Source organism: Bernardetia sp. MNP-M8, from assembly GCF_037126285.1.
Classification (GTDB): Bacteria; Bacteroidota; Bacteroidia; order Cytophagales; family Bernardetiaceae; genus Bernardetia.
In genome coordinates this window covers 4,577,310-4,601,106 of record NZ_CP147012.1, presented here as the reverse complement: position 1 = coordinate 4,601,106, position 23,797 = coordinate 4,577,310, and the positions used below count along the sequence as shown (strand labels likewise).

Annotated in this window: 21 protein-coding genes; 12 read left to right on the top strand and 9 right to left on the bottom strand. The window is 30.1% G+C overall.

Translation table 11 applies throughout. The annotated features are described in order from the left end of the window. Positions 1-42 precede the first annotated feature (42 nt). The 3 genes from V9L04_RS18610 to gmk form a co-directional block, all read right to left on the bottom strand. Positions 43-1,659, bottom strand: coding sequence for a reverse transcriptase family protein (locus tag V9L04_RS18610; RefSeq protein WP_338791429.1), 1,617 nt, complete (start codon positions 1,657-1,659; stop codon positions 43-45). Between the two features lie 989 nt (positions 1,660-2,648). Next, positions 2,649-3,221 (bottom strand): nicotinate (nicotinamide) nucleotide adenylyltransferase, encoded by a 573-nt coding sequence (gene nadD, locus V9L04_RS18605; RefSeq protein ID WP_338791428.1) that lies wholly within the window; start codon positions 3,219-3,221, stop codon positions 2,649-2,651. Continuing rightward, positions 3,218-3,832, bottom strand: a complete 615-nt coding sequence (gene gmk, locus V9L04_RS18600) for a guanylate kinase (RefSeq protein WP_338791427.1) — start codon at positions 3,830-3,832, stop codon at positions 3,218-3,220. The genes nadD and gmk overlap by 4 nt, the downstream gene beginning before the upstream one ends. Positions 3,833-4,085: 253 nt before the next feature. On the opposite strand from gmk, the gene V9L04_RS18595 reads away from it, so the two are divergent. The 11 genes from V9L04_RS18595 (at position 4,086) to V9L04_RS18545 (ending at position 15,252) form a co-directional block, all read left to right on the top strand. After that, positions 4,086-4,967 carry an ABC transporter permease gene (locus V9L04_RS18595; RefSeq protein WP_338791426.1) on the top strand — a complete coding sequence of 294 codons (882 nt, stop codon included), beginning with the start codon at positions 4,086-4,088 and terminating at the stop codon, positions 4,965-4,967. Between the two features lie 90 nt (positions 4,968-5,057). Then, positions 5,058-6,101: a UDP-N-acetylglucosamine 4,6-dehydratase (inverting) gene (gene pseB / locus V9L04_RS18590; RefSeq protein ID WP_338791425.1), complete on the top strand. Its 1,044-nt coding sequence runs from the start codon at positions 5,058-5,060 to the stop codon at positions 6,099-6,101. Between the two features lie 216 nt (positions 6,102-6,317). Continuing rightward, entirely contained in the window at positions 6,318-8,399 is a 2,082-nt protein-coding gene (locus V9L04_RS18585) for a hypothetical protein (RefSeq protein WP_338791424.1), read from the top strand. A gap of 5 nt (positions 8,400-8,404) precedes the next feature. Then, positions 8,405-9,595 (top strand): UDP-4-amino-4,6-dideoxy-N-acetyl-beta-L-altrosamine transaminase, encoded by a 1,191-nt coding sequence (pseC, locus tag V9L04_RS18580; RefSeq protein ID WP_338791423.1) that lies wholly within the window; start codon positions 8,405-8,407, stop codon positions 9,593-9,595. Positions 9,596-9,602: 7 nt separating this feature from the next. Then, positions 9,603-10,298 (top strand): pseudaminic acid cytidylyltransferase, encoded by a 696-nt coding sequence (pseF, locus tag V9L04_RS18575; protein WP_338791422.1) that lies wholly within the window; start codon positions 9,603-9,605, stop codon positions 10,296-10,298. Positions 10,299-10,315: 17 nt separating this feature from the next. Next, positions 10,316-11,308, top strand: a complete 993-nt coding sequence (gene pseG, locus V9L04_RS18570) for a UDP-2,4-diacetamido-2,4,6-trideoxy-beta-L-altropyranose hydrolase (protein ID WP_338791421.1) — start codon at positions 10,316-10,318, stop codon at positions 11,306-11,308. 5 nt (positions 11,309-11,313) lie between these two features. Then, positions 11,314-11,946: a formyltransferase family protein gene (locus V9L04_RS18565; RefSeq protein ID WP_338791420.1), complete on the top strand. Its 633-nt coding sequence runs from the start codon at positions 11,314-11,316 to the stop codon at positions 11,944-11,946. A 3-nt stretch (positions 11,947-11,949) separates the two neighbouring features. Beyond that, positions 11,950-12,999 carry a pseudaminic acid synthase gene (pseI, locus tag V9L04_RS18560; RefSeq protein WP_338791419.1) on the top strand — a complete coding sequence of 350 codons (1,050 nt, stop codon included), beginning with the start codon at positions 11,950-11,952 and terminating at the stop codon, positions 12,997-12,999. 8 nt (positions 13,000-13,007) lie between these two features. After that, positions 13,008-13,991, top strand: coding sequence for a GNAT family N-acetyltransferase (locus tag V9L04_RS18555; RefSeq protein ID WP_338791418.1), 984 nt, complete (start codon positions 13,008-13,010; stop codon positions 13,989-13,991). A gap of 35 nt (positions 13,992-14,026) precedes the next feature. After that, positions 14,027-14,734, top strand: coding sequence for a PIG-L family deacetylase (locus tag V9L04_RS18550; protein ID WP_338791417.1), 708 nt, complete (start codon positions 14,027-14,029; stop codon positions 14,732-14,734). A 191-nt stretch (positions 14,735-14,925) separates the two neighbouring features. Further along, positions 14,926-15,252, top strand: coding sequence for an iron-sulfur cluster assembly accessory protein (locus V9L04_RS18545; protein ID WP_338765439.1), 327 nt, complete (start codon positions 14,926-14,928; stop codon positions 15,250-15,252). Positions 15,253-15,336: 84 nt separating this feature from the next. Here V9L04_RS18545 and V9L04_RS18540 read toward each other — a convergent pair whose 3' ends face one another. From V9L04_RS18540 to V9L04_RS18515, 6 genes are all read right to left on the bottom strand, one after another. Further along, positions 15,337-16,212, bottom strand: a complete 876-nt coding sequence (locus V9L04_RS18540; protein WP_338791416.1) for a porin family protein — start codon at positions 16,210-16,212, stop codon at positions 15,337-15,339. Between the two features lie 184 nt (positions 16,213-16,396). Beyond that, complete coding sequence (locus V9L04_RS18535) at positions 16,397-17,254, bottom strand: hypothetical protein (RefSeq protein ID WP_338791415.1); 858 nt, start codon at positions 17,252-17,254, stop codon at positions 16,397-16,399. 6 nt (positions 17,255-17,260) lie between these two features. Beyond that, complete coding sequence (locus V9L04_RS18530; protein ID WP_338791414.1) at positions 17,261-19,456, bottom strand: tetratricopeptide repeat-containing sensor histidine kinase; 2,196 nt, start codon at positions 19,454-19,456, stop codon at positions 17,261-17,263. 226 nt (positions 19,457-19,682) lie between these two features. Beyond that, positions 19,683-20,282, bottom strand: a complete 600-nt coding sequence (locus V9L04_RS18525; protein WP_338791413.1) for an ACP phosphodiesterase — start codon at positions 20,280-20,282, stop codon at positions 19,683-19,685. Between the two features lie 180 nt (positions 20,283-20,462). After that, positions 20,463-21,584, bottom strand: a complete 1,122-nt coding sequence (locus V9L04_RS18520; RefSeq protein ID WP_338791412.1) for a hypothetical protein — start codon at positions 21,582-21,584, stop codon at positions 20,463-20,465. A gap of 116 nt (positions 21,585-21,700) precedes the next feature. After that, positions 21,701-22,663 carry a hypothetical protein gene (locus V9L04_RS18515; RefSeq protein WP_338791411.1) on the bottom strand — a complete coding sequence of 321 codons (963 nt, stop codon included), beginning with the start codon at positions 22,661-22,663 and terminating at the stop codon, positions 21,701-21,703. A 311-nt stretch (positions 22,664-22,974) separates the two neighbouring features. On the opposite strand from V9L04_RS18515, the gene proC reads away from it, so the two are divergent. Continuing rightward, positions 22,975-23,775, top strand: coding sequence for a pyrroline-5-carboxylate reductase (gene proC, locus V9L04_RS18510; protein WP_338791410.1), 801 nt, complete (start codon positions 22,975-22,977; stop codon positions 23,773-23,775). Positions 23,776-23,797: the final 22 nt, after the last annotated feature.

Sequence of the window (23,797 nt, the reverse complement as noted above, 5' to 3'; positions counted from 1 at the left end):
TTTGTAAAACGAGAAATAATTTAGCTTAAAAAATAATGTTCCTCAAAAAATATCCCACCAATCTGATTCATTTGATTGATTTTCTATTTCTTTATTTTGTTCTTCTATTGGATTTTGATTTAACTCAATAGCTTGTTTATCATTCTTTTCCTCAGAAACAAATGCACGAGTAGGATTTTCTAAAACAGCATTTTCAACATAATTTTCTGCATTAGGAATAGAGTTTATTTGTTTTATAAATTTCTCTCCTTTTTTGGTATCTACCATTTTAATAAAAGAGGCAAAACCTAGAGCTGCTTGTTTTGGATCAGAATGAATTCCCCACTTCTTATCTTTTGCATACTTATCTATTTTCCAACCTGTTTTAGAAGTTTGATGTAAAAAAGCTCTGAATTTTCGGATTGTTTTTCTGTCAATTCCTAATTTATTATCAGCATTTTCATTGACAATAATTCCTGTAACTTTTTGCTGATTTCCTTTTCGCATAATGTGCGTTTTGTCTGGATGAACTTCAAAACCTTCGCTGTTTACTACTTTTTTGACAAAATAAAGCAATGAACCAATGATTTTATCTGTATTTTTTGCATCCTTTTTTAAATCTAAGTCAGAAGAGAAAGTCAAATCATCAGCATAACGAGTGTAAGTAAAGCCCATTTTTTTGGCAAGTCCTTCCAAACGTTTATCCATTTTGTAGGCAATAAGTGTAGTAATGGCAGGACTAGCAGGCGAACCTTGAGGAAGGAAGCGATTTGTTTTTCCTGTTTCTTTATCTACCTTTTGAGCATAATAAACTTCGCCATCAACATTTAATTTATCAGTTTCGTTGTGGGTAGTCAGAAGTGCAAAAAGTGTCGATAATTGTTCGGAATAACCAAATTTGAGAAAAAGTCCTTTTACTCTTTTGTAGGAAATAGAAGGAAAAAAATCTTTTAAATCTAAACTAATGACTAAGTTTTTATTTTGATGTGGCTCTGCATTTGTCAGAATAGAACGTTCTTTTACAAAACCATGAACAGTTGAATTAGCTTCAATTTTATCTAAAATGTTTGCTTTAATCCAATTTTGAGTGGCTTTTAGTTTTGGCTTTGGTGCAGAAATAAGGCGTTTTCCACCTGATTTTTTTGGAACGTAATAATTATGATATTGATTAACTTTAGAAACTGAGCGTTGAAAAGCTAAGAAGCGAAGTTCTGAAATAGGCTTATTTATTATTGAAGAAAATTCTACAATATTCTCAAAATAAGGAAGGTTGTGTTTTTCTAACTTCTCTTTATCTGAAAGAGTATTATTAAGACCTTTAGAAACTTCTCCACCCAAATAAATAATATTTGATTTTTGGGTTTCTGCCCATTTTTCAGCTTTTATTCTTCGTTTTTCTTCGTTTTTGGCTTTTGTTTCTTGTTGTTTTTCTTTGGAAGCTTTCATGCGTTCAAGACGCATTTGTTTTAGCATGGCTTCTCTGCTGTCGTATTGTCTTTGTTTTTGAGTGAGTTCTGCGAGTTCTTTTCGAAGACTTGCTTGTCTATTGATAAGTTCTTCAGCAAGAGTTGGTTTTTCAGAATCTCCCCAAAATCCTAATCGCTTCATTTCTGTTAAAATGTAGTCTTCTTTTGAGGTAGCACGAATTTGGTCGTAGAGTTGTTGACGGGTCATTGACATAAACAAATAGGTTAATTTGGCAACTTTTTCCAATTTCTTATAAAAAATAAAAATATAAGAAAATGAAATTGCTTGAATTAAAAATTATTCAGCAAAAAATGACATAGCAAAAAAAACATTTTTACTAGATTAAATGCTAATCTAAATAAAAAAAATGGTAATTTACTAAGGTGTAAAAGCTAAAAAAGACTAATTAATTTCTATTTGTTTGTTTGTTATTATCTATCATTGGTGAGAATCTCAAACAATGACAGATGAGTTGCACATAGAAGTGCATAAAGATTTGAGTAGTTAAACTCTCTTTTTTTTTATATATTTGAAAATAGTTTTGAAAACCTTCGTATTATCTGAGGACTATATCTATCAACTCCAGACTAACAACTACTAGTAGTTATTTAAGTGCAGCGCACTTATACCGTAAATGACTACTAGTAGTTAGTTAGTCATCTTAAAGATAGTATGTAGTGATGTATGTTGTGTAAAAGTTCTTGAATGACGAAACATCATTCGTTCTAAGAACAAAACTTAGAAAGCAAGGTATTCATTGCTATTATTAAAGCTACTATGAGCTACTATTTTATTTTTTCTTAATGAAATTAAAAAATACAGTTATAAAATCTTCGTATTATCTGAGGACTATATCTATCAACTCCAGACTAACACTACCTATACGCTATTTAAGTGCAGCGCACTCAAACCGTAAATGGCGTATAGGTAGTAGTTAGTCATCATAAAGATAGTATGTAGTGATGTATGCTATGTAAAAGTTCTTGAATGACGAAACGTCATTCGTTCTAACAATGAAGTTAGAAAGCAAGGTATTTATAACTACTGTATTTTTATTAGAAACAGCCTTTTGTGTTTCTATGCTTCAAAGGTAAGAATAAATTTCTAACCTGCAAAACATTTGCTAAAATTTTTACGTTTTTTTTTTCAGAAACTGAAATTTACAGCACATTTTAACTCTTACCAAAGTTTAAGGCTACATTCTATAAATAAAATTTCTTTGAACGAATCAAAACTTCTACTTCTTCTGGAACAAGATAGCGAATAGATTTTTCAGTCTTGATAAGTTCTCTAATATAAGTAGCCGAAATATTTAATAAAGGAGCTTCTACAAATTTTATTTTTGGATGGTTATGAAACTCTGTTTTTGGAGTTCCATCTCTTGGATAAACCAAAACTCCATAATATTCCAAAATCTGCTCATGATTTTTCCATTTATGAAAATGTGTCAGATTATCCTCTCCTATCAAAATTTGAAAATGATGATTGGGGTATTTTTCTTGAATATATGTCAATGTATCTATAGTATAACTTGGCTTGGGCAAACTAAACTCTATATCACTCACACTTAGTTTTTCATTATCAGCTATCGCCAAGCGCACCATATCATACCTATCAAACTCATGAAGAAGTGAAGATTTTTTTTTATGTGGATTATGAGGTGAAACAACAAACCAAACTTGATCTAAATCTGTATTTTCTGCCATTGTGTTAGCAGTAATTAAATGACCAACATGAATGGGATTGAATGAACCAAAATAAAGACCTATTTTCATAGAGTTGTATTTTTATGATGTTGGTGATGATTGTGGTTTGGCTTTTTTAAGATAAACTCTTCTACTATTTTTTCACTAAAATCTAAGGCTTCACTAAGTGAATCATTAATAACAACTTCATCAAAAAAAGGAGCAAACTCCATTTCTATTTCTGCTTTTTCTACTCGTGCTTTGAGGGTTTCATCGGTTTCTGTTTTGCGAGACAATAATCTCTTTCTAAGCTCTTTGATAGAAGGTGGTTTTACAAAAACGGCTAATGCAGCATCTCCAAATTCTTGTTTGAGAGCAACTCCTCCTTTTACATCTACATCAAAAACGACAACTTGTCCTTGACTCCAAAGGCGTTCGACCTCGCTCCGTAATGTTCCATAATAAAGTCCTTCATAAACTTGTTCGTGTTCTATAAACTCATTATTTGTCATTTTTTTTATGAATTCATTAACAGAAATAAAATAATAGTCTTTATTTGGTTTTTCATAAGAACGAGGTGAGCGAGTAGTAGCAGAGATTGAAAAACTCAGAATTTCAGGATAAACACCTAGTAGATGTTTGACGATGGTAGTTTTGCCAGCTCCAGAAGGGGCAGAAAAAATAATTAATTTTTGGCTCATAGATGGTTGTAAAGTAATTGCTTACCTAGTTATAACTGATTTTTAATGATACAGTTTTGACTTTCTTTGCAAGTGTTTACATACAAAATTACGAAAAAATAATCATTTTCTACTCTATTTTTTTAATCCATATAAATCAAGGGGCAAAATATAAATGAAATAGATATAAGAAATGAGCTAAAAATTTTTAATTTTGTGGTTCATAAAATAATTTACACTCAAAAAACCTCTATTCTAATTTAATAAAAACAGAATGACTCAAGAAATTAATAAAGATAATACAAAGTTACAAGATGAGTATTGGACAGAGGAAATTGTTCCTACTGGTAGTTTATTTGATTTAAAGTTAAAAGAAGTTTGGAGATACAGAGATTTGATATATCTTTTTGTAAAGCGTGATTTTGTTGCTCAATACAAACAAACTATTTTAGGCCCGATGTGGCATTTTATTGTTCCTTTCATGACCACTATTTTGTATGTGATTGTATTTGGAAATATTATGAATGTTACCACAAATGGAGTTCATCCTTTTTTATTTTATCTAGTTAGCACTTTATCTTGGTCATTTTTTGCAAAATGTTTACAAGGCACAGCTGTTACTTTTTCAGCCAATCAAAGTATTTTTGGAAAAGTTTATTTTCCTCGTTTGGTTACTCCTATCTCTACTATTTTTTCAGCTTTACTTGGCTTTGGGATTAGCTTGCTTTTGCTTATTGGCTCGTTAGCTTATTTTTATTTCTTTACAGATGAAAAATTAATTTTATCTGTTTGGCTCTTAACCCTACCTTTACTCATGGCTATAAGTGGAACATTAGCTTTAGGGTTAGGAATTATTATATCTTCACTGACTTCAAAATATAGAGATTTGACTATTTTTATTGGTTTTGGCGTTCAATTATTAATGTTTTTCTCTGCTGTATTATATCCTCTATCTCAAATACCTGAAAAATATGAATGGGCTGCCAAATACAATCCATTAGTTACTTTGATGGAAGGTTATAGAATGGCATTTTTGGGAGTAGGAAGTATTACTATGATAGATATTGCTTACTTAGGAATCTTATCTGTTGTTGTATTTATTATTGGAATTATTCTCTTCAATAAAACAGAAAGAACATTTATGGATACAGTATAAGTTATTCACACAAAATCAATACTGTATTTCAATCAAACTCAACTAATCAATTTTGCATTCTATTATATGCAAATTATATAACTGATACGTATGTTAGACTTAAATCATAAATCCATCTTTATTACAGGTGGTACAGGTTCTTTTGGTAAAAAATTCGTGAAGACAATTTTGGAAAAATACCCAAAGGTAAAGCGTTTGATTATTTTTTCTAGAGATGAGCTCAAACAATTTGAAATGGCACAAACTTTTTCTCCAGAAAAATACCCAGCCATTCGTTATTTTATTGGAGATATTCGTGATAAAGAACGTTTGATGCGTGCTTTACACGGAGTAGATATTGTTATTCATGCAGCAGCTCTAAAACAAGTTCCTACTGCTGAATACAATCCTTTTGAATGTATCAAGACTAATGTTTTGGGTGCTCAAAATTTGATTGAAGCCTCTATTGATTCAGGTGTAAAACAAGTAGTTGCTCTTTCTACTGATAAAGCTGCAGCTCCTATTAATTTGTATGGAGCAACAAAGCTTTGTTCAGACAAACTTTTTGTTGCTGCTAATAATATCGCAGGAAGCAATGAAATTAGTTTTTCTGTGGTTCGGTATGGAAATGTAATGGGTTCTCGTGGTTCGGTTATTCCATTTTTTATGAATAAAAGGGCTGAAGGTAAATTACCAATTACGCATGAAGGAATGACACGTTTTAATATTTCTTTAGAAGAAGGAGTAGATCTTGTGCTTTTTGCTTTAGAAAACGCTAAAGGAGGAGAAATATTTGTTCCAAAAATCCCTTCTTATCGTATTCTTGATGTTGCTGAAGCAATCGCTCCCGAATGCAAGAAAGAAATAGTAGGCATTCGCCCTGGAGAAAAAATTCACGAAGAAATGATTACAGAAAGTGATTCGATGAATACAATCGAACTAGAAAACCATTTTATTATTGTTCCTAATGCTCCTTTTGCAAGTTACGAAGAGCAAGTCAATAAATATTTAGGTTATCATGGAGGAAAAGTAGTTGAAGATGGTTTTTCTTATAGCTCTGGAGAAAATACTGACTGGCTTACTATTGAGCAGTTGCGTGAGCTTATCAAAACTCATGTTGACTCTAACTTTGAAGCTTTCGAAGCTACTAGTTAATTTACGTTCTACTTTTTGTGCTTATAATTAAGACTTTCACTTACAGTTAGGAAATCCTCAACATAATGAAAGTCTTAAATAAACCTTATCACGGTTTGTATTAAGGTAGTTCAGACTTCCTCTGAACATCAAAAACAGTATTTTATCAAATTTAACATTTTGGAAGATTGTTATACAAAAATAACCGTGATAACCTTTATTCAATTATAACTCTATATGATTATACTTTCCAAAAATCATAATAATACAAGCATTGCTTTATTTTCTTCCTTACTCGCCATAGGTTTAAGTGCTTTATGTCTGTATATGAGAAAAGAATTTGCTACAGATTATGAAAATATACTACTTATTTTAGGCTTTGGTTTACTTTGCATCAATATTTCTTCTTTACATTTTTTTTCTAAGTTATCTTTTAATAGATCACAAGTTAGCTCTCTATTTATTTGTCTGACTTTACCTTTATTAATTAGTTGGATAGATCAATATTATTGTAGGTATGTTTTTTTAATTGGTTATATTCTTTTTGCACTTACTATTTGGAAAAGTTTTAGAGTTCGTTTTTGGTCATTTTTATTTTTATTATTTGCCTTAAAAGCAACTTTTTTTCATATTATTCCTTCACTACTGAATAATGATATAAATTATATTAATCCTTTATTTTTTGAGGCTTTACAACTAGGAAAAGTTCATATAGACACTCTTTTTCACAGTAGTATTGCTAATATGATTCAGACTTATAATACAACTTCAACGGGTGTAGATGGCTTAGTCCCTTTAAACTATCATGTAGGTAGTCATTACTATCTTGCTCATTTTTCTAAAATACTCAAAGAGAGTAGCTTACTAGGTTATAACTTTGTCTTTATTATAGTCTTTATTCCTTTGTTTATCTATATTTATCTTTCTACCATTAGAAGTGTTTCTGAAAAATTTAACATCAAACAAAAATTTAATTTTATATTTTGGATTGCCTTTATCATTGTAACTTTCTCACTACTATCAGATTTAGGTAAATTTGGAAAAGATGTATTTTTATTTCATATCTTATCCGAATCCTATAATTTTGCTTTCATTTTATTCTGCTTATTTATTATTTTATTTATAGAAGAGGATAAAAAATTTATTTCAGATAAAAAACAATCTATTTTGTTTATTGTAGCTACTGTATTTTTTTTACTTGCTAGTTTGTCATTAAAAATATCAGTTGGGTTTTTATTTTGGGTAGCAGTAATTTATCTCTGTTTCAGATTTTTCTTGTTAAATAAAAATACTTACTTGAGAATAAAATTAGTGCTATTCATAGGGGTCTTATTTATTACTTTTTATTTTGGCTATAAGATTAATCATTCTAATACTAATTCAGATATTATGAATATTAGTTTGTTTAATTTTATAAAAGAACATATCAATTATCTATCTCAGAAACTCTACTTTTACCTCATTCACTTTTTTTGGGGCATTGCCTATTGTATTCTACGCATAAGAGATTCAAAAATTTATACTTTAAAAAACCTTTTAAAACATACTAATTTTGTACTAATAGATATCGAATTACTTATTGTATTGATGATAGCAAGTAGTTTACCAGGAATGCTGATAGCAATTCCAGATGGAAGTGCCATCTATTTTACTCTTGTTGCAAGACAACTGGGAATGATTTTGTTTTTAGCTTATATAGTTTTGCATCAAGAACAGATATATTATTTTTTCAAAACATATATATTTACAAAAAATGATATTTCCTTTGGTTTAATTTTTTCGGTTTTTATGGCAATAACTATTTTTGGTGGAATAGCTTGGAAGTTTCAAGCTGACTTGAGAGCTGCATATTCAAATCATAAAAATTTAGTACAGGATTATAAACAACTAGAAAATTCGCAAATTAATTCTACACCAATCGATAGAAACTGGGCTGTATATATTACCAAACAGTTAGATAGTTTAGGGAATCTACCAATAGAACAAAAAAGAAAACTAGTCATCCATATTTCGCAATCAGATACATTATTTTGGAAACACATGAACACAAAAAGAGCTGCCAAGTCAATTTCTTTTGTTGTTCCTGCTATTAGTGGAATTATGCAAATTGATGGAATGCCTTTGTATGGAGAAGAAATAAATAATTATGGTTTTGCTGATTTTGTTGAAAGAAAGAACAGTTCTGATACACTTTCTTATTCTCAAATGTGTATAAAAGCTCAAAAATATATTCCTATAGTAGAAAAACTCATTATTTATTATCCTTCAAATCAAGCAAAAAAAGAAATTTCTTGCGAAATAAAATTAGAAAAAAATTAAATTCTATGACTACCACCACTTTCTCTATTCCTTATGGGAAACAGAACATTACTCAAGATGATATCAATGCTGTTGTAGAAACTCTACAAGCTGATTTTCTAACACAAGGACCTAAGATTGATGAATTTGAATATAAGTTTGCTAACTATGTAGGTTCAAAATATGCTGTGGCAGTTTCGAATGGAACAGCAGCATTGCATTTATGTGCTTTAGCACTGAATGTAAATGAAAAAAGTAAGGTAATTACAACTCCTATCACTTTTGCAGCTTCAGCAAATTGTATTAAATATTGTGGTGGGGAAGTTGTCTTTGTAGATATTGACCCAAAAACTTCTCTTATTGATTTAGATAAATTAGAAGAGTTATTAAAATCAAATCCACAAGGAACATTCGATGGGATTATTCCTGTGGATTTTATGGGTTTGCCTGTAGATTTGGAAAAAGCTAGAAAACTAGCAGATGAATATGGATTATGGATTATTGAAGATGCTTGTCATGCACCTGGGGGATATTTTATCGATTCTCAAAATAAAAAGCAAAATTGTGGTAGTGGTAATTATGCCGATTTAGCTATTTTTTCATTCCACCCTGTCAAACATATTGCTTCTGGGGAAGGTGGAATGATTACCACAAATGACAAAGATTTGTATGATAAATTAATCAAACTTCGTACCCATGGAATTACCAAAAATCCAGATTTATTGCAGGAAAATCATGGAGGTTGGTATTATGAAATGCAAGACTTAGGATATAATTATCGTATTCCTGATATTTTGGCTGCTTTAGGAATTTCTCAACTCTCAAGAGCTGATGAAATGATGCAAAAACGTCAAGAAATTGCAGAACGTTATGATGACGCATTCAAAAATACGAAGGTTTGCTTTTTTCAGTATCCTAAAAATGGAGATATTGAAGGTAAAAATAAAATTTTCCATGCTTATCATCTGTATGTCATTCAAGTAGAAAACCGAAAAGAACTCTATGATTTCCTAAGAGAAAATAATATCTTTGCTCAAGTACATTATATTCCTGTACATATTATGCCCTATTATAAATCTTTGGGATACAAAAATGGAGATTTTCCTAGTGCAGAAAGTTATTATGAATCTTGTTTGAGTATTCCGATGTATCCAACTCTTACAGAGGAGGAACAAAATTTTGTAATAGAAAAAATACTAGAGTTTGTCAGTAAATAATGTAAAAATGAAAAAACTAGCTATCATCACAGCACGAGGAGGAAGTAAACGAATTCCTAGAAAAAATATAAAAGATTTCTTAGGAAAACCTATCATTGCTTATTCTATTGAGACAGCTTTAAAATCTGAATTATTTGATGAGGTAATGGTTTCGACAGAAGATGAAGAAATCGCTCAAATTGCTCAACAGTATGGTGCAGTTATTCCTTTTTTACGCAGTAATAAAAATGCCGATGATTTTTCAGGCACAGCTGATGTATTAATAGAGGTAATCAATGAATATCGAAGACAAGGAAAAGAATTTGATATTTGTTGTGGTATTTATCCTACAGCTCCTTTTATTACTATTGAAATACTAGAAAAAGCATTGGAATTATTAACTTTAAAGAAACTTGATGTTGTCTTTCCAGTGGGCGAATTTTCTTCGCCTATTCAAAGAGCTTTAAAAAAAAATATTGAAAATAAGGTAAGCATGTTTGAGCCTAGTAATCTAATGAAACGCTCACAAGATTTGGAAAAAGCTTATTTTGATGCAGGTCAGTTTTATATGTGTAAGACAGATACATTACTAGAAAAAAAACGGCTTTGGACAGATAATACAGGAGTAATTACCTTATCTACTTTACAAGTTCAAGATATTGATAACATAGAAGATTGGAAAATGGCAGAATTCAAATACCAATGGATCAAACAACAAAGCTAAATATCTCGAAAACTAAGGTGTTTTTCAGAGCAGATGCCAACTCTCAAATTGGTTGGGGACATATTGTACGCAGTATGGCTTTAGCTGATATGCTAATAGAAGATAAAAACTCTGTGTTTGAATGCGTTTTTTTGGTTCAGAATCCTTCTTTAGTTCTTCAAAATCAAATCAAAGAAAAATTTGAATTAATTATTTTGCAAGAATCTACTAATTTTTTAGAAGAAGCTCATTTTATTGCCAAATCTTATTTACAAGATAATTCTATTATCGTATTAGACCATTATCAAATACAGACAGATTATCAAAGAATTATTAAACAAAATAGCAATTCAAAAATAGTTTGTATTGATGATATGCATGATTGGCATTTTGTGGCTGATGTAGTGATTAATCATGCAGAAGGGCTGAAGAAAACTGATTATTCTTGTGAACCCTATACAAAATTATGTCTAGGAGCAGAATATGCTTTACTTCGAAAACCATTTTTAGAAGCTGCCAAACAAAAAAGAGAAATAAATAAAATAGAGAATGCTTTCATTTGTTTTGGAGGTTCAGATATTTACAATCTTACAAAGACAGCGATAGACAGTTGTCTAAATGTAGATAAATTAAAACAAATTAATGTAGTTTTAGGCAGTGCCTCATTATTTTATCAAGAAATTCTAGAGCTGTGCAAACAAAATGATAAAATAATTCTTCATCAAAACCTTTCTGCTCAACAGATGTGTAAATTAATGAAACACTCTGATATAGCCATTGCACCTGCTAGTAGTATTTCTTATGAAATTCTTTCAACTGGCTTAATTTGGTTAGGGGGCTATTATGTAGATAATCAACTATCTATTTACAGAGGTTTTGAAAATAATCTAACTATTGATTTACAAGATTTAAAAATAGACTTGGAAAACAAAATCATAAATGGATTTGATAAATTATTTTTACTTTCTTCTTTCGCAACTGCTAAAGCTATTGATGGGTATTCATCTAAACGACTTTTAGAATTATTTTAAAATTTATGAAAATACAATTATTAGTCGATAATATTGGCTCTTGGATTATTCCTTATGCTAAAAAGTTACAAAGTTTGCTTCTAGAATTAAATCATAATGTTGAATTAATTCATTCTCATGAGGATATACAAAAAGGCGATGTGTTAGTTTTATTATCTTGTGAACAAATTTTAAAAAACTTAAATTTGAACACGCACAATTTGGTCATTCATGAAAGTGCCTTACCACAAGGAAAAGGTTGGTCGCCACTGACTTGGCAAGTTTTAGAAGGAAAAAGCCAAATACCTATCACATTATTTGAAGCTACTCAAAAAGTAGATGCAGGTCTAATTTATGAGCAAGATAGTATTTCCTTAAATGGAACAGAGCTAGTAGAAGAATTACGTGTTTTTCAAGGAGAAAAAACGATTGAATTAGTGATAAAATTTATTACTAATTATCCAAATAACTCAAAGAAAAAACAAGAGGGTTTAGAGTCATTTTATCCTAAAAGAAGTCCTAAGGATAGTGAGTTGAATATTTATAAGACTATTGATGAACAATTTAATTTATTGAGAGTCTGTGATAATGAAAAATATCCTGCTTTTTTTTATAAAAATGGAGTAAAATATTATATCAAAATAAATAAAGCAAATTAAATCATGAAAAAAATACAAGTACAAGACTTTACAATTAGTTCGGAAAATAAGCCTTTTATCATTGCTGAAATGTCTGGTAATCATAATCAATCGCTTGAAAGAGCTTTAGAAATTATTGATGCAGCAGCAGCAGCAGGAGGACATGCTATAAAAATACAAACAAGTTCACCAGATATGCTTACAATAGACTCCTCAAACGAAGACTTTATTGTTAGAGGTTCAAACCCAGACTGGGAAGCTAAAACATTGTATAATCTCTATCAAGAAGTATATACACCCTTCGAATGGCATGAAGCAATATTTAAACGAGCAAAGGAAAAGAATATAATTGCCTTTAGTTCTCCTTTTGGGTTAGAAGCAGTAGATTTTTTAGAAACATTAGATTGTCCAATGTACAAAATAGCTTCTTTTGAAAATAATTTTATCCAATTAATAGAGAAAGTAGCTCTAACAGGAAAACCTGTAATAATATCAACAGGTATGGCTAATTTAGAAACTCTACAAGATATTATTGATTTATTTGCAAGAGTGAATAATCCTAATCTTATCTTACTAAAATGTACGAGTACCTATCCTGCTTCAGCTGTAGATTCTAACCTCCTAACTATTCCACATATGGAAAGTATGTTTGATTGTATAATAGGATTGTCTGATCATACTTTAGGAATAGGAGTAGCTGTCGCTGCAACAGCATTAGGAGCTAGAGTAATTGAAAAGCATTTTACTTTAAATAGAAAAGATGGAGGGCTAGATGCTTCTTTTTCATTAGAGCCTCATGAGTTTAAAAGTTTAGTAGAAGAAACTGAAAAGGCATTTGATGCCTTAGGAAAAGTAACTTATGGTATTACTACTGCAGAACAAAAGTCAATCACTTTTAGACGTTCTATTTATGTTGTGGAAGATATAAAAGCAGGAGAAGTATTTACTTCAACAAATATAAGAGTAATACGTCCAGGTAAAGGACTTTTGCCTAAGTTTTACAATAATATAATAGGAAAAACATCAAAACAAGACATTTCCAAAGGCACAGCACTTTCTTGGAATAACCTTTAATTAATATTATGATAAAAAAAATAAAGAATAGAGAGTTCGAGTTTTTCAAAGCTCAAGTAGAAAATGAAGAATTTATAATCTCTTACTTTGAATTGTTCGAAAGTTGTTTTGGAAAAAGAGAAGATCTAAATAGAGAATGGTACAATTGGTTTAATTTGGCTTCTCCATTTGGCAAAAATGATATTTTTTTAGTAAAAGATTTGGAAAGTAATCAATTAGTTAGTGCTTATGGATTATTACCCTATCAAGTCAATTACAATCAAAAATTATATCCTGCTGCTTTATGTACAAATGTTATGGTACATCCTGATTATAGAGGATATGGTTTGTTTGTGGAAACAGGTTTGTTTGCTTTAAAAGATAGCTCTAAAAAAGGTAATAAAATAGTAATTGGTATTCCTAATGAAAATGCAATTCGTGGACATTTGAAAGTAGGATGGAATCAATTAGATAACTTATACTTTCTAAATATAAACCCATCTTTGTGTGAAGATAAGCCATTAGAATCAGGAATAAAAGAGCTTACAAATTACAAACAATTAGAAAATATTAGTTCTTTTTTTGAAAAATATAACTATAGTATAGTTAGAAATAAAGAGTTTATAAAATGGAGATTTCTTGAACGCCCTAATAAGTCATATAAAATATTTATTTTAGAAGAATATGAAAAAGTAGAAGGATATATTGTATTAAAAAAATTTCTTGATGAAGAACAATCTATTCTCAAAACTCATATTGTAGATTTTGGCTATAATCAAATACATCATCTAAAAAAACTTTTGAATACTTCAATATATTACTCTAAACAAGAAAAAAGTCATTTATTAAATATGTGGCATTTAACAGAAGAAAGTACAGAATACAATTGCATAGTAAGTATAGGTTTTCGTAAAACAGAAAATTTCAATTACTTTATTAATTACTCAGACCAAATTAATTATGATAATATTCATAATTGGCATATTACATTAGGAGATAATGATGTATATTAATTGAGTCATGTATCTTACTCTATCAAAATAAAAAAATGATAAACTTTCAAAATAAAAAAATATTAGTAGTAGTAGCTCACCCAGACGATGAGCTTTTAGGAGTTGGTGCAACCATGCACCACCTTATCAAAAACTATAATTGTCAGGTAAGAGCTATTATTTTGGGAGAAGGAATTACTTCTCGTTCGGATAATAGAGATAGAGAAAAATGGGAACAAGAGCTTCAAACCCACAGAAATAATATTTATTCTGCTCAAAAATGTATTGGTTATCAAAGTGTAGGAATTTATGATTTTGCTGATAATCGTTTTGATTCTGTAGCTTTATTAGACTTAGTAAAAGTAATAGAGAAAGAAAAAAAAGAATTTGAGCCTACTATTATTTTCACACATCATGGAGGAGATTTGAATATTGACCATCGCTGTACTTTTGAAGCTGTCATGACGGCTATACGTCCAATGGAACATGAAAATGTTCAGCATATTTTTACTTTCGAAACTCCGTCCTCTACTGAATGGCAAGCCTTTAATTATCCTAATCCTTTTCAACCTAACTTTTTTGTTAGTATAAAAGAAGAAAGTGTAAATGCAAAAATTAAAGGAATGGAAAGTTATGAATTTGAAAAACGTGCTTATCCTCACCCTCGCTCTCCAGAAGCATTACACATACAGGCACAACGCCATGGAGTAGCTGTTGGAAAACATTTTGCAGAAGCATTTATGTATGTCAGAGGAATTGTGTAATTTTGAATGATTCTAAACAAAATTTAGAATTTAAAACTTTATTCCTTCAAAAGACGTTTTAAAATATAAGTTGATTTTACAGAAAATCAGTTAATTTTTAAAAGACAATTATTTATTTTTAATCAATAAAGAGTTCACAGAACTTTCAATTCTGGCTAGAATAAAATATATACGCTAGTAAACGAAACGTTATGATTACAATTACAGACAAAGCAGCGACTCAAATTGGTCAGCTCAAACAACAAGAAAATCATGCTCCTGATAGTAATATCCGTGTGTCCGTACAAGGAGGAGGGTGTTCAGGACTTATGTACGACCTAGCTTTTGATGCTTCTATTCAAGATTCAGATCAAGTATTTGAAGATAAAGGCATCAAAATATTAGTCGATAAAAAGAGTTTGTTGTATCTTTTAGGTACTTCACTTGATTTTACAGATGGATTAAACGGAAAAGGGTTTCAATTTGTAAATCCAAATGCTTCACGTACGTGTGGATGTGGAGAAAGTTTTTCAGTTTAAAACTTACTCTGATTTCAACAAAAAAAGCCAGACAATTTTTAAAAATTGTCTGGCTTTTACTTTTTATACTTTTTCTAAAAAGAATTATTGTTTCTTCATTTTAATCAATTTGTCTGCTTTTGGACGCAAAGGAACACAGAAACCAATACTGAAAGTAGCTCCTTGATTTGATATTTTATAATTATTATTTAATCCGTGTTCTTGAACATCTACAAGTGTTTGAGCTGTTTCTGGACTTATTTCTCCTGGAGGATCTGAGAACAATGCTGTCAACACAGAATTTTGAGCATTTACATATTTAGATATAGGAACTGAATTTTCTTTCGGTTTTTGTGCGATATTCATAAGTCCATAATAAGCACGAGCCTCAAGAGTTAAATAGAGATAAGGAGTAAGTCCTACTAAATAACTAAACCCTAGATTAGCTCCCAAATCAGTCTGACGAACATCTAAAGGTGCTACTCCTTCTATTCCTGATGCCTTATTTCCTACCAAAAGACGAGCTGAAGGACCTGCCAAAATATAGAAATGATTACGACTTTTTGGAGCTATACGAAGTTGTAACATAGGGTCAAATGAAAAATAACTTAGGCTATATTTCTGACGTTGATTATAATTAATTGTATCAACTCGTCCCATCTGAACATAGTTTAGCTCCATACGCATTCCGATAGTTTTGGTAAATTCTTTTCCTGCAAAAACACCAAACTGCAAACCCACATTGAATTTGCCATTGCTTTTTTCATTCTCTACTTCTAACAAATTTAAAACAGGTACAATTGGTATAGTATCTATATCTATAATATCCATAACTTCTGGTATCTTTACTTTCTCAAAGGAAATAGGCGCACGTCCAACTGATAAGCCTGTCTTAAAGCCTGAGTAAGAGAAGTTTTGTGCTTGTAATTGATAGGTAATAGCTAAGCAGAAAAGCAGAGATAGAAAAAATGTTTTTTTCATAATAGTGGTCATAACTAAAATACTTATTAATGTATAGGATTTGAAGATTTCTTTTTTGATTCTGTAATTGATATTTTTTATAAAAAACATTTGAAATTTACTTAATATAAGTTCAAAAATAAACAATACTACTTAATTTAACGAGAAAATCTTAAAAAAATTGAATGAACATCTTATTTTGTTATCATTTTATAGAAATAGTAGAGATATACATTCTGTCATTAGTAATTTGATAGTGTTTTAGATTACACTCAAAAAAGTAATTTATTGGGTTCTCTGTTTTGCTATCTTTATTTATATTTAAAATAGCTATTTCTTCTATACTTTCATCATAAAGTCCCTTTTTGATAACTTTTTCTTTTTCTGTAATTAGAATAAACTCTTTTGCAAAAGTAATAGTATTCCATTTTGGAAAATCTAATACTGTTTTATAGTTTCCAAAGCTATCAAAAACCAATATGCCTTGTTCTTTTACACCTAAAAAAATTTGTCCTTGATAAAATTCTAAATGTGAAATAGGATAATCTTCATTTTTCAATAGTAATCCTAAAGGTGTTTGAGATAAAATTTGTTTATTCAAAATATCATAGTTTTTCAAGCTAAAATCTGACTCATCAAAAAACCAAAGCGTATTATTTGGTGAAGGAGATAGTAGCCTTACAAAACCAATTTCACCATACTGATTACTTTCTATTTTTTCAGAAATTTTGTAACGCTCTATCTCTGTAAGAAAACGATTTAAGATTACCCACTCTTGTAGTTCTTGATAAAAAACAAAAATTTGATTTGGATTTTTTACATTAAAATGAGTTGGAGCAATAGAAGAAGAGGGTGAGAAAACTAATTCTGTATTTCCCAATGTATCCAAACGTTTAATCACTCCTTTCTTATCACAAATATAAATACGTCCATACGTATCAATATTACTCAAAATAATTTCACTTTCAAATACTACTTCTTTTTGCAAAAGCAAGGTATCATTTTGAGCTAGAATAGAGTAAAAATGGAATAATGATAAGATAAATAAAAATGGGTATTTCATCTAATTTTAATCTATTGTTTCAATTGGAATCTCTTTTTTTATAATTATTTTTTCTTGTGATGAATCAAAACTTGGAAGCGTAAACCAAAATGTTGTTCCTTCTCCTTCTATGCTTTCTACACCTATTTCCCCTCCATTTTGTTCTACAAATTCTTTACAAATTATTAGTCCTAAACCTGTTCCTTTTTCTCCTTCTGTTCCTTTTGTAGAATATTTATTATCTAATTTGAAGAGTTTCTGAGAAACTGATTTTGGCATTCCAACACCTGTATCTATTATTGATATTTTGGTAAAACCTGTATTATTTCCTTCCTTATTTTTTTCTATTTCTGCTTTTACTCGTATTATTCCTTTTCTAGGTGTAAACTTAACAGCATTAGAAACTAAATTTCTCATAACCGTAAATACAGCATTTTCATCTGCAAAAACCTGTTTTCCCTCTACATCAATACACTTTGCATCAATTTCTTTCTCTTCTATTAAAGGCATTAATATTTCACACATTTTATCAACGACATTCTTTAATTCTATATTTTGAGGTTCTGAGGCTACTGCTTTCATCTGAATTCTTGACCAAGAAAGTAAATCTTCTAAAAATTTATACAAATTATCTAGTGTTCGTTCTTGGTCGGCTGCCATGCTAATTATTTCTTCTTTTGGAAGTTTATCGCCAAACGTAGAAATAAGGTGAGAATATCCTTTTAGAGAATTTAGAGGTCCTTTGAGGTCATGGGCAACAATAGAGAAAAAACGATCTTTGGTTTTATTGATAGCATTTAGTTCTTTCTTTGACTCTACAAGTTGTTCGTTCATAGACTGTAACTCCTGATTTTGTTTTTGAATAGAATGACTTTGATTTTTGAGCATTTTCTGTGTTCGTTCCCCAAAACGATAGCGATTATAAATCAGAAATATAAATATACCCAATGCAATAACAACAATTAATGCGATAATATTAAACATTTGTGCTATTTCTACTTCTGCCTCTTGTTGAAGTTGTTTTTCACGTTGATTGAGTTGCAAAACGTCTATCTCTTGTCGGTGTCGTTCTTGCTCAAACTGCATTTGAAGACTATTTATTTTACGAATAGAAACCTCATTATTTACAGAGTCCTTATATACCAAATACTTTCTGTAATAATTTAGTGCCATTTTATCTTTTTGGCTTTTTTCATACAAACTAGCAAATGAAAAATAAAGCTGCTTGTACAACAAATTATTATCTAAAGATAAAGCTGTTTTTTCAGCTCGTCTCAAAAATAATTCTGCTTTATCGTAAGAACCTTCTGCTCTATAAATATCTCCCAAACGAATAGAAAGCAAAATTGCTTGTTGTTGTTCTCCTAACTGTTCAGCAATTTGTAGAGCATCAAAAGCATATTTTTTAGCTAAATTATAATCAAACCTTGTAAAGTATAACTCTGAATACAAATCGTAAGTAGCTAATAAACATTTTCTTTTAGATTTTCCTATACAAAACTCTTCTGATTTTTGTAGATAAAATAAAGCATCATCATATTCTTTCTTGGCTATAAACACTCGCACAAGCCCTTGAGAAGCAATCGCTTGTATTTTTTTGTTTTCATTTATATCTTCGTTCTTATTGCTGCTTTCTTTAATAGTCCATTTTAATAATTCTTCATAGTAATATTGAGCCTCTTTATACTGCTCACTTTCAAGATAAAGAGTGGCAATACTTTGATAAAAATCTTCTTTTGTCAATAATGGATTTTTATAGCTTCTCCAAAGCTCAAAAGCTCTCAAATAACTATTTAAGGCCTCTACTTTATTTCCAGTTTCATCATATATTTTTCCTAGCTGATGATACAAAAAAGGAGGAGGAGTTTCCTTAAAATTTTGAAAGGTAGAAATTTGATCTTCTATTATCTGTACTGCTTTTAAGTGTTCTCCATTGATTTGCAAAACTTTAGCATATTGATAAGAAGAAATGGCAACTAAACGAGTAGGATGAATTTTTTGTCCTAAGTCATATCCCTTTTGAGCATATTTATAGGCTGTTTCATTATCATTTTTTATTGCCCTACTAACAATAGAATTGTAAAGAAAAAGTTTGACTGTATCTTCTTTTTGGCGTAATTCTAATGCTTGAATCAAACTATCTAACTCTTTGATATTTTGATTATAAGAATGAGCTATAAAAGGAAAAAAAGAGAAAAGAATAAAGAATAAAGTTAATTTCAAACAGCTATACCTATTTTTTTCAAAAAAAGAAATACAATTTAATCCATTTTTCAAAAAAGAAAAATAATTTTTCATCTTACTAGAGTAAAAAAAATAATATGGATTAAGACGATTCATATAAATAAAATAACAAACAACTAAAAGCTCATATAGAAAAAGATAAGCTATTTGATAAAATAACAAAAATTCTAAAAGTAAAAATACAAAAACTCATTCATTTGCAAATTTATTCATTTAATTTTTCATGAACAAATTGCATAATATCTGGAAAAAACAATAAAAAATCTTTTTCAATATCAGAATAATTCTGTTTCAAAAAATTATACGACTCATATAAATTGGTGGCATATTTTGCTCTGTGGGAAAGTCCATTGAGCGATTGCTCCATTCCATATAAAGTTGCATAATGTGTGAGCCAATCTTGCTCTTTCATTTTCAAAAACACTTGCTGTGCTAAAGATGGTAAAATATCATAATTTTTCTCTAAAACCTGATATATAAACGTTGAAAAATCCGTTAAATTATAGATTTCACTTTGATTTTCAAATTTATATTTATTGAAATGTAATCCTAGAAAATGGTCGTAATAAATATCTGTAATCACAGGTGCGTATTTTCCAAAATCAGCATGCAAACGTTTATTGGTTTGTAAAATAATAGGATGCTTATCTGTAAAAGTATCAATATTGCGATGCAACATAATTCCTTTTGCTATTTCATTAGGATATTCTTTATATTTATTTCCTCTCACAAAATCACCCAAAAAATTACCTATGATTATGTTTTCTATTCTATTAGATAGAAAAAAGTGAGCTAAAAAATTCATATAAAAGTTTTATAAATTACAAATCAGCAACAATAAAAAAAAATATTATCTTCTAATATAAACAAAATAACTCATAATAGTTTTGATAGATAATTACAAATTCAAAAAAACCTACCTAATTTTTCTATTGAGTGAAGAATTAGATAGGCTTTTCTGTTTAGTAGATAAAAAACTTACTTCTTACTTTTTACCATTTTGTTTGGATTGCTCAAAAGCAACTTCACGCAAAGCAGCCAATGATTTTGCACCCGAAGCTCCATCTATAGCTTTGATAGCTAATTCTTTTGCTTCTTTCAATGCACCTGTCAATTGAGTATTTAATGACTTGATTTGCTCATTTTGCTGCGTAATTTTGCTAGAAAGAGCATTGATTTGACGTTCTGCAATACGCTTTTTGCCTTCGTTTTCTTTTGCCAACAAATCAGATTTTGCTTTATTATCTCTCTGAATAGCTGCTTTTGTACTTTCATAAGCTCGCTTAGTTTCGCTATCCAACTTCTTAGGAAGTTCTTCAGCTTTTTCAGTTGCTTTTTCGTAACTCTCTTCTTTTTCAGCTAAAAGTTTTTCACGCAATGTCCACTCTTTTTCTTGTTCTTCTTTAAGATTTTCCAATTCTTCAGTACGAGATTTAGCAAGCTGCATAGCTTCATCTTTTATTTGCTGACGAGCCAAATTCTTTTCATAATGATAGGTTTCTTCTTCTCTATCCAGCTTAGTTTGCCATTCTTTTTTACGCTCACTAAGTGTTGAGTTGTGCAAATCTTCAGCTTCTTCATAAGCTTTTTTAGCTTCTTCTTCAGCTTTTAACTGTTCTTTTCCCGTTTGAGTGATGATTTTTTCGAAAGATTCTGACTTTTCAATATATTCTTGAATAAGTTTTGAAAGCGTGTTTTCTTCTGCTTCCTCAATCTGATGAAGCTCTAAAAGTTGCGTTTCGATTTGGTTGCTTTCATCTTGCAAAACGGCTAAGTTTGCAGCCTCTTTTGTCAGATTATCTGAAAGCCCACTAATTGCAATACCTACATTTCCTTTAATATGCTCAAATGCTGTAACAACACTTTCTACAGACTGATAACCACCACCCAAATTAGTAGTTGAAATTTGTTTTGGTTCTGCTTTAGCAAAACTTTGAGTTTTTGGTGCAGATTTTTGAGAAGTTATATTATTCTCCAAATTGCTTTGCAGCGTTTTATTTTCTACTTTTAGTTTGGTTACTTCTGCTTGAAGTGATTTATTTTCTCTTATAAGGTCTTGATATGCATCAAGAATCTCTTTTTTAGTGCTTTTCATTGAAACTGCCATAATGCTATTTTTTTTAGAAGGTTTTGAAAGGATTTTTAAATAAAAAATTTGATAAAGTAGATTCCTACGGATTTTGAGCAGATTTTTTATTTATCAAAAAGGTTAGATGAATAAATTTATTTAGAAGTTGGGTTATCAAATGCTCTCAAAGAAAGTGATTGTACTTGCTCTAAAGCATGTTTGAGTTGAATTGTCAGATTATCAACTTCTACTTTTCCAGTCTCTACATTCAATTTCAAATCTTCTATCTGTTCGGCAAAGATTTGTTCGTTGGCAGCTTCTTCTTTTTCCATTAATTCAGCAACTGCTTTTCCTTCTTTTGTAGCTTCATTAGCTCCTTTTTCTCTTGCTTTTTTGACTTCTTCTTTAAGTTTTTCATCAAATTCGGCAATCAAAACAAGATTTTTTTGGTGTTTTTCATCTTTCTCTGCCAAAACTTCTTCACGCAACGTCCATGCTTTTTCTTTTTCAGCTTTTTGTTGCTCTAGTTTGCGATGTGATTGTTTTTTCTGAGCTTCAAACGCATCTGTTGCCAATTGTGTGTTACGTTCCAAATCATATGCAAATCGTTCTTCTTCTTGCAAACGAGTTTTCTTTGTGCGCTCTTCTGATTCTTTTACTTCTTTTTCAAAAAGCTCTGTTTCCTTTTTCCAAAATGCCTCATCTTCCTTGCGAGAATTTGCCATCAATTCCATTCTTTTTTGATGTGCTTCAGTAAGTTCAGCCAACTTTGATTCGTGTTCTTGTTTTAATAAATACAACGCATCAGCAGCTAATTTTACTTGGTGTAAGTTTTTCAATCTTTTCTTTTCTATTTCGATAGCCTCCTCAATCTGCGAACGTTTTTCAGACTCATCTTGTAGTTTTTTAGACCATTGAGTAAGCGTATCAGCAAAGGTAAGTTGAAGCGTTCCAAGTCCTTTGATAATATTATCAGGTGTGTAGGTACGAGCTGTTTGTAAAAGTGTAATTTCTTTTACTTTAGCCACTGATTCTTCTTTGGTAATCACTTCATGACGCTGATGATAATAGTTTTTGAGAAGCGAAGAAAAGTCATTTTTAATTTGATTCTTGTCCATAATAAATAAATAGGTAAATTTGATGATAAATAATAACTTGTGAACAATTACGACCTGCCAAAGCAGCGAAGCTAATTACGTATATAATTTATTTCTTATATATTTGATTGACTTATATTGTCTTTCAATTCGTAATTTTTAATTCGTAATTCGTAATTCGTAATTCGTAATTGTTCTTTAAAAACCCTTTTTCTCTTTGGTTTATACTACAAATTTAGGGGGGCAGACCGTAACCTATATGAGGAGTAAAAAAAACATCAAAATTTCTTTATTTTTTTCTAAAATACTTTTAATTCTACGAATAATTCAAAATGAAAATTCTAATTGTGGGTGCTGGAAATATGGGAACAACGTATGCAGAGAGCTTTTTGCTTTCTCATTCCATTACAAAAGATGATTTATTGATTTTAGAAAAAACACCTGAAAAAGCTGACTTTTTGAGAGAAAAAGGCTACTCTTATGTTATTTCTGCTCCTGATGAACGAGTTTCAAAAGTTCAATTAATTATTTTAGCTGTAAAACCCCAAGACACAAAAGTATTATTTGAAACGCTCAATAGCTATATTTTGCCTTCTCAAACTGTTCTGTCTATTATGGCAGGGGTTAAGATTGAAACTTTAAAAAAGAGTTTGGGAACTACAAAAGTTATTCGTGCTATGCCAAACCTTCCTTCTCAAATTGGAATGGGAATGACAGGTTTTACAGCTGACGAATCGGTTACTAGAGATGAATTATTTTTTGTTCAAAACCTTCTTAATACAACAGGAAAATCGCTTTATTTTTCAGAAGAAGAAAAAATAGATGCTGTAACAGCAATCTCAGGAAGTGGTCCTGCGTATGTTTACTTTTTTATGGAAGCCATGATAAAAGAAGCTCAAAAAATGGGTTTTTCACATTCTGAAGCCGAACTATTGGTTACACAAACATTTATGGGAGCTGTTCATCTAGAAAACCGAAGTAATTATTCGTGTGAAGAATGGATAAAACGAGTTTCTTCAAAAGGAGGAACAACAGAAGCTGCGCTAAATATTTTTTCTAAACAAGAAGTATCCTATAAGATAGGACAAGGATTGCAAGCAGCACAGAAAAGAGCAAAAGAATTGGGAGAATAAATTTTGGAAACTCAATAACAAA

Excerpts from the sequence above, each read along its gene's own strand:
- V9L04_RS18610 (WP_338791429.1), bottom strand. The coding sequence starts at position 1,659 with ATGTCAATGACCCGTCAACAACTCTACGACCAAATTCGTGCTACCTCA.
- nadD (WP_338791428.1), bottom strand. The coding sequence starts at position 3,221 with ATGAAAATAGGTCTTTATTTTGGTTCATTCAATCCCATTCATGTTGGT.
- gmk (WP_338791427.1), bottom strand. The coding sequence starts at position 3,832 with ATGAGCCAAAAATTAATTATTTTTTCTGCCCCTTCTGGAGCTGGCAAA.
- V9L04_RS18595 (WP_338791426.1), top strand. The coding sequence starts at position 4,086 with ATGACTCAAGAAATTAATAAAGATAATACAAAGTTACAAGATGAGTAT.
- pseB (WP_338791425.1), top strand. The coding sequence starts at position 5,058 with ATGTTAGACTTAAATCATAAATCCATCTTTATTACAGGTGGTACAGGT.
- V9L04_RS18585 (WP_338791424.1), top strand. The coding sequence starts at position 6,318 with ATGATTATACTTTCCAAAAATCATAATAATACAAGCATTGCTTTATTT.
- pseC (WP_338791423.1), top strand. The coding sequence starts at position 8,405 with ATGACTACCACCACTTTCTCTATTCCTTATGGGAAACAGAACATTACT.
- pseF (WP_338791422.1), top strand. The coding sequence starts at position 9,603 with ATGAAAAAACTAGCTATCATCACAGCACGAGGAGGAAGTAAACGAATT.
- V9L04_RS18565 (WP_338791420.1), top strand. The coding sequence starts at position 11,314 with ATGAAAATACAATTATTAGTCGATAATATTGGCTCTTGGATTATTCCT.
- pseI (WP_338791419.1), top strand. The coding sequence starts at position 11,950 with ATGAAAAAAATACAAGTACAAGACTTTACAATTAGTTCGGAAAATAAG.
- V9L04_RS18555 (WP_338791418.1), top strand. The coding sequence starts at position 13,008 with ATGATAAAAAAAATAAAGAATAGAGAGTTCGAGTTTTTCAAAGCTCAA.
- V9L04_RS18550 (WP_338791417.1), top strand. The coding sequence starts at position 14,027 with ATGATAAACTTTCAAAATAAAAAAATATTAGTAGTAGTAGCTCACCCA.
- V9L04_RS18545 (WP_338765439.1), top strand. The coding sequence starts at position 14,926 with ATGATTACAATTACAGACAAAGCAGCGACTCAAATTGGTCAGCTCAAA.
- V9L04_RS18540 (WP_338791416.1), bottom strand. The coding sequence starts at position 16,212 with ATGAAAAAAACATTTTTTCTATCTCTGCTTTTCTGCTTAGCTATTACC.
- V9L04_RS18535 (WP_338791415.1), bottom strand. The coding sequence starts at position 17,254 with ATGAAATACCCATTTTTATTTATCTTATCATTATTCCATTTTTACTCT.
- V9L04_RS18525 (WP_338791413.1), bottom strand. The coding sequence starts at position 20,282 with ATGAATTTTTTAGCTCACTTTTTTCTATCTAATAGAATAGAAAACATA.
- V9L04_RS18520 (WP_338791412.1), bottom strand. The coding sequence starts at position 21,584 with ATGGCAGTTTCAATGAAAAGCACTAAAAAAGAGATTCTTGATGCATAT.
- V9L04_RS18515 (WP_338791411.1), bottom strand. The coding sequence starts at position 22,663 with ATGGACAAGAATCAAATTAAAAATGACTTTTCTTCGCTTCTCAAAAAC.
- proC (WP_338791410.1), top strand. The coding sequence starts at position 22,975 with ATGAAAATTCTAATTGTGGGTGCTGGAAATATGGGAACAACGTATGCA.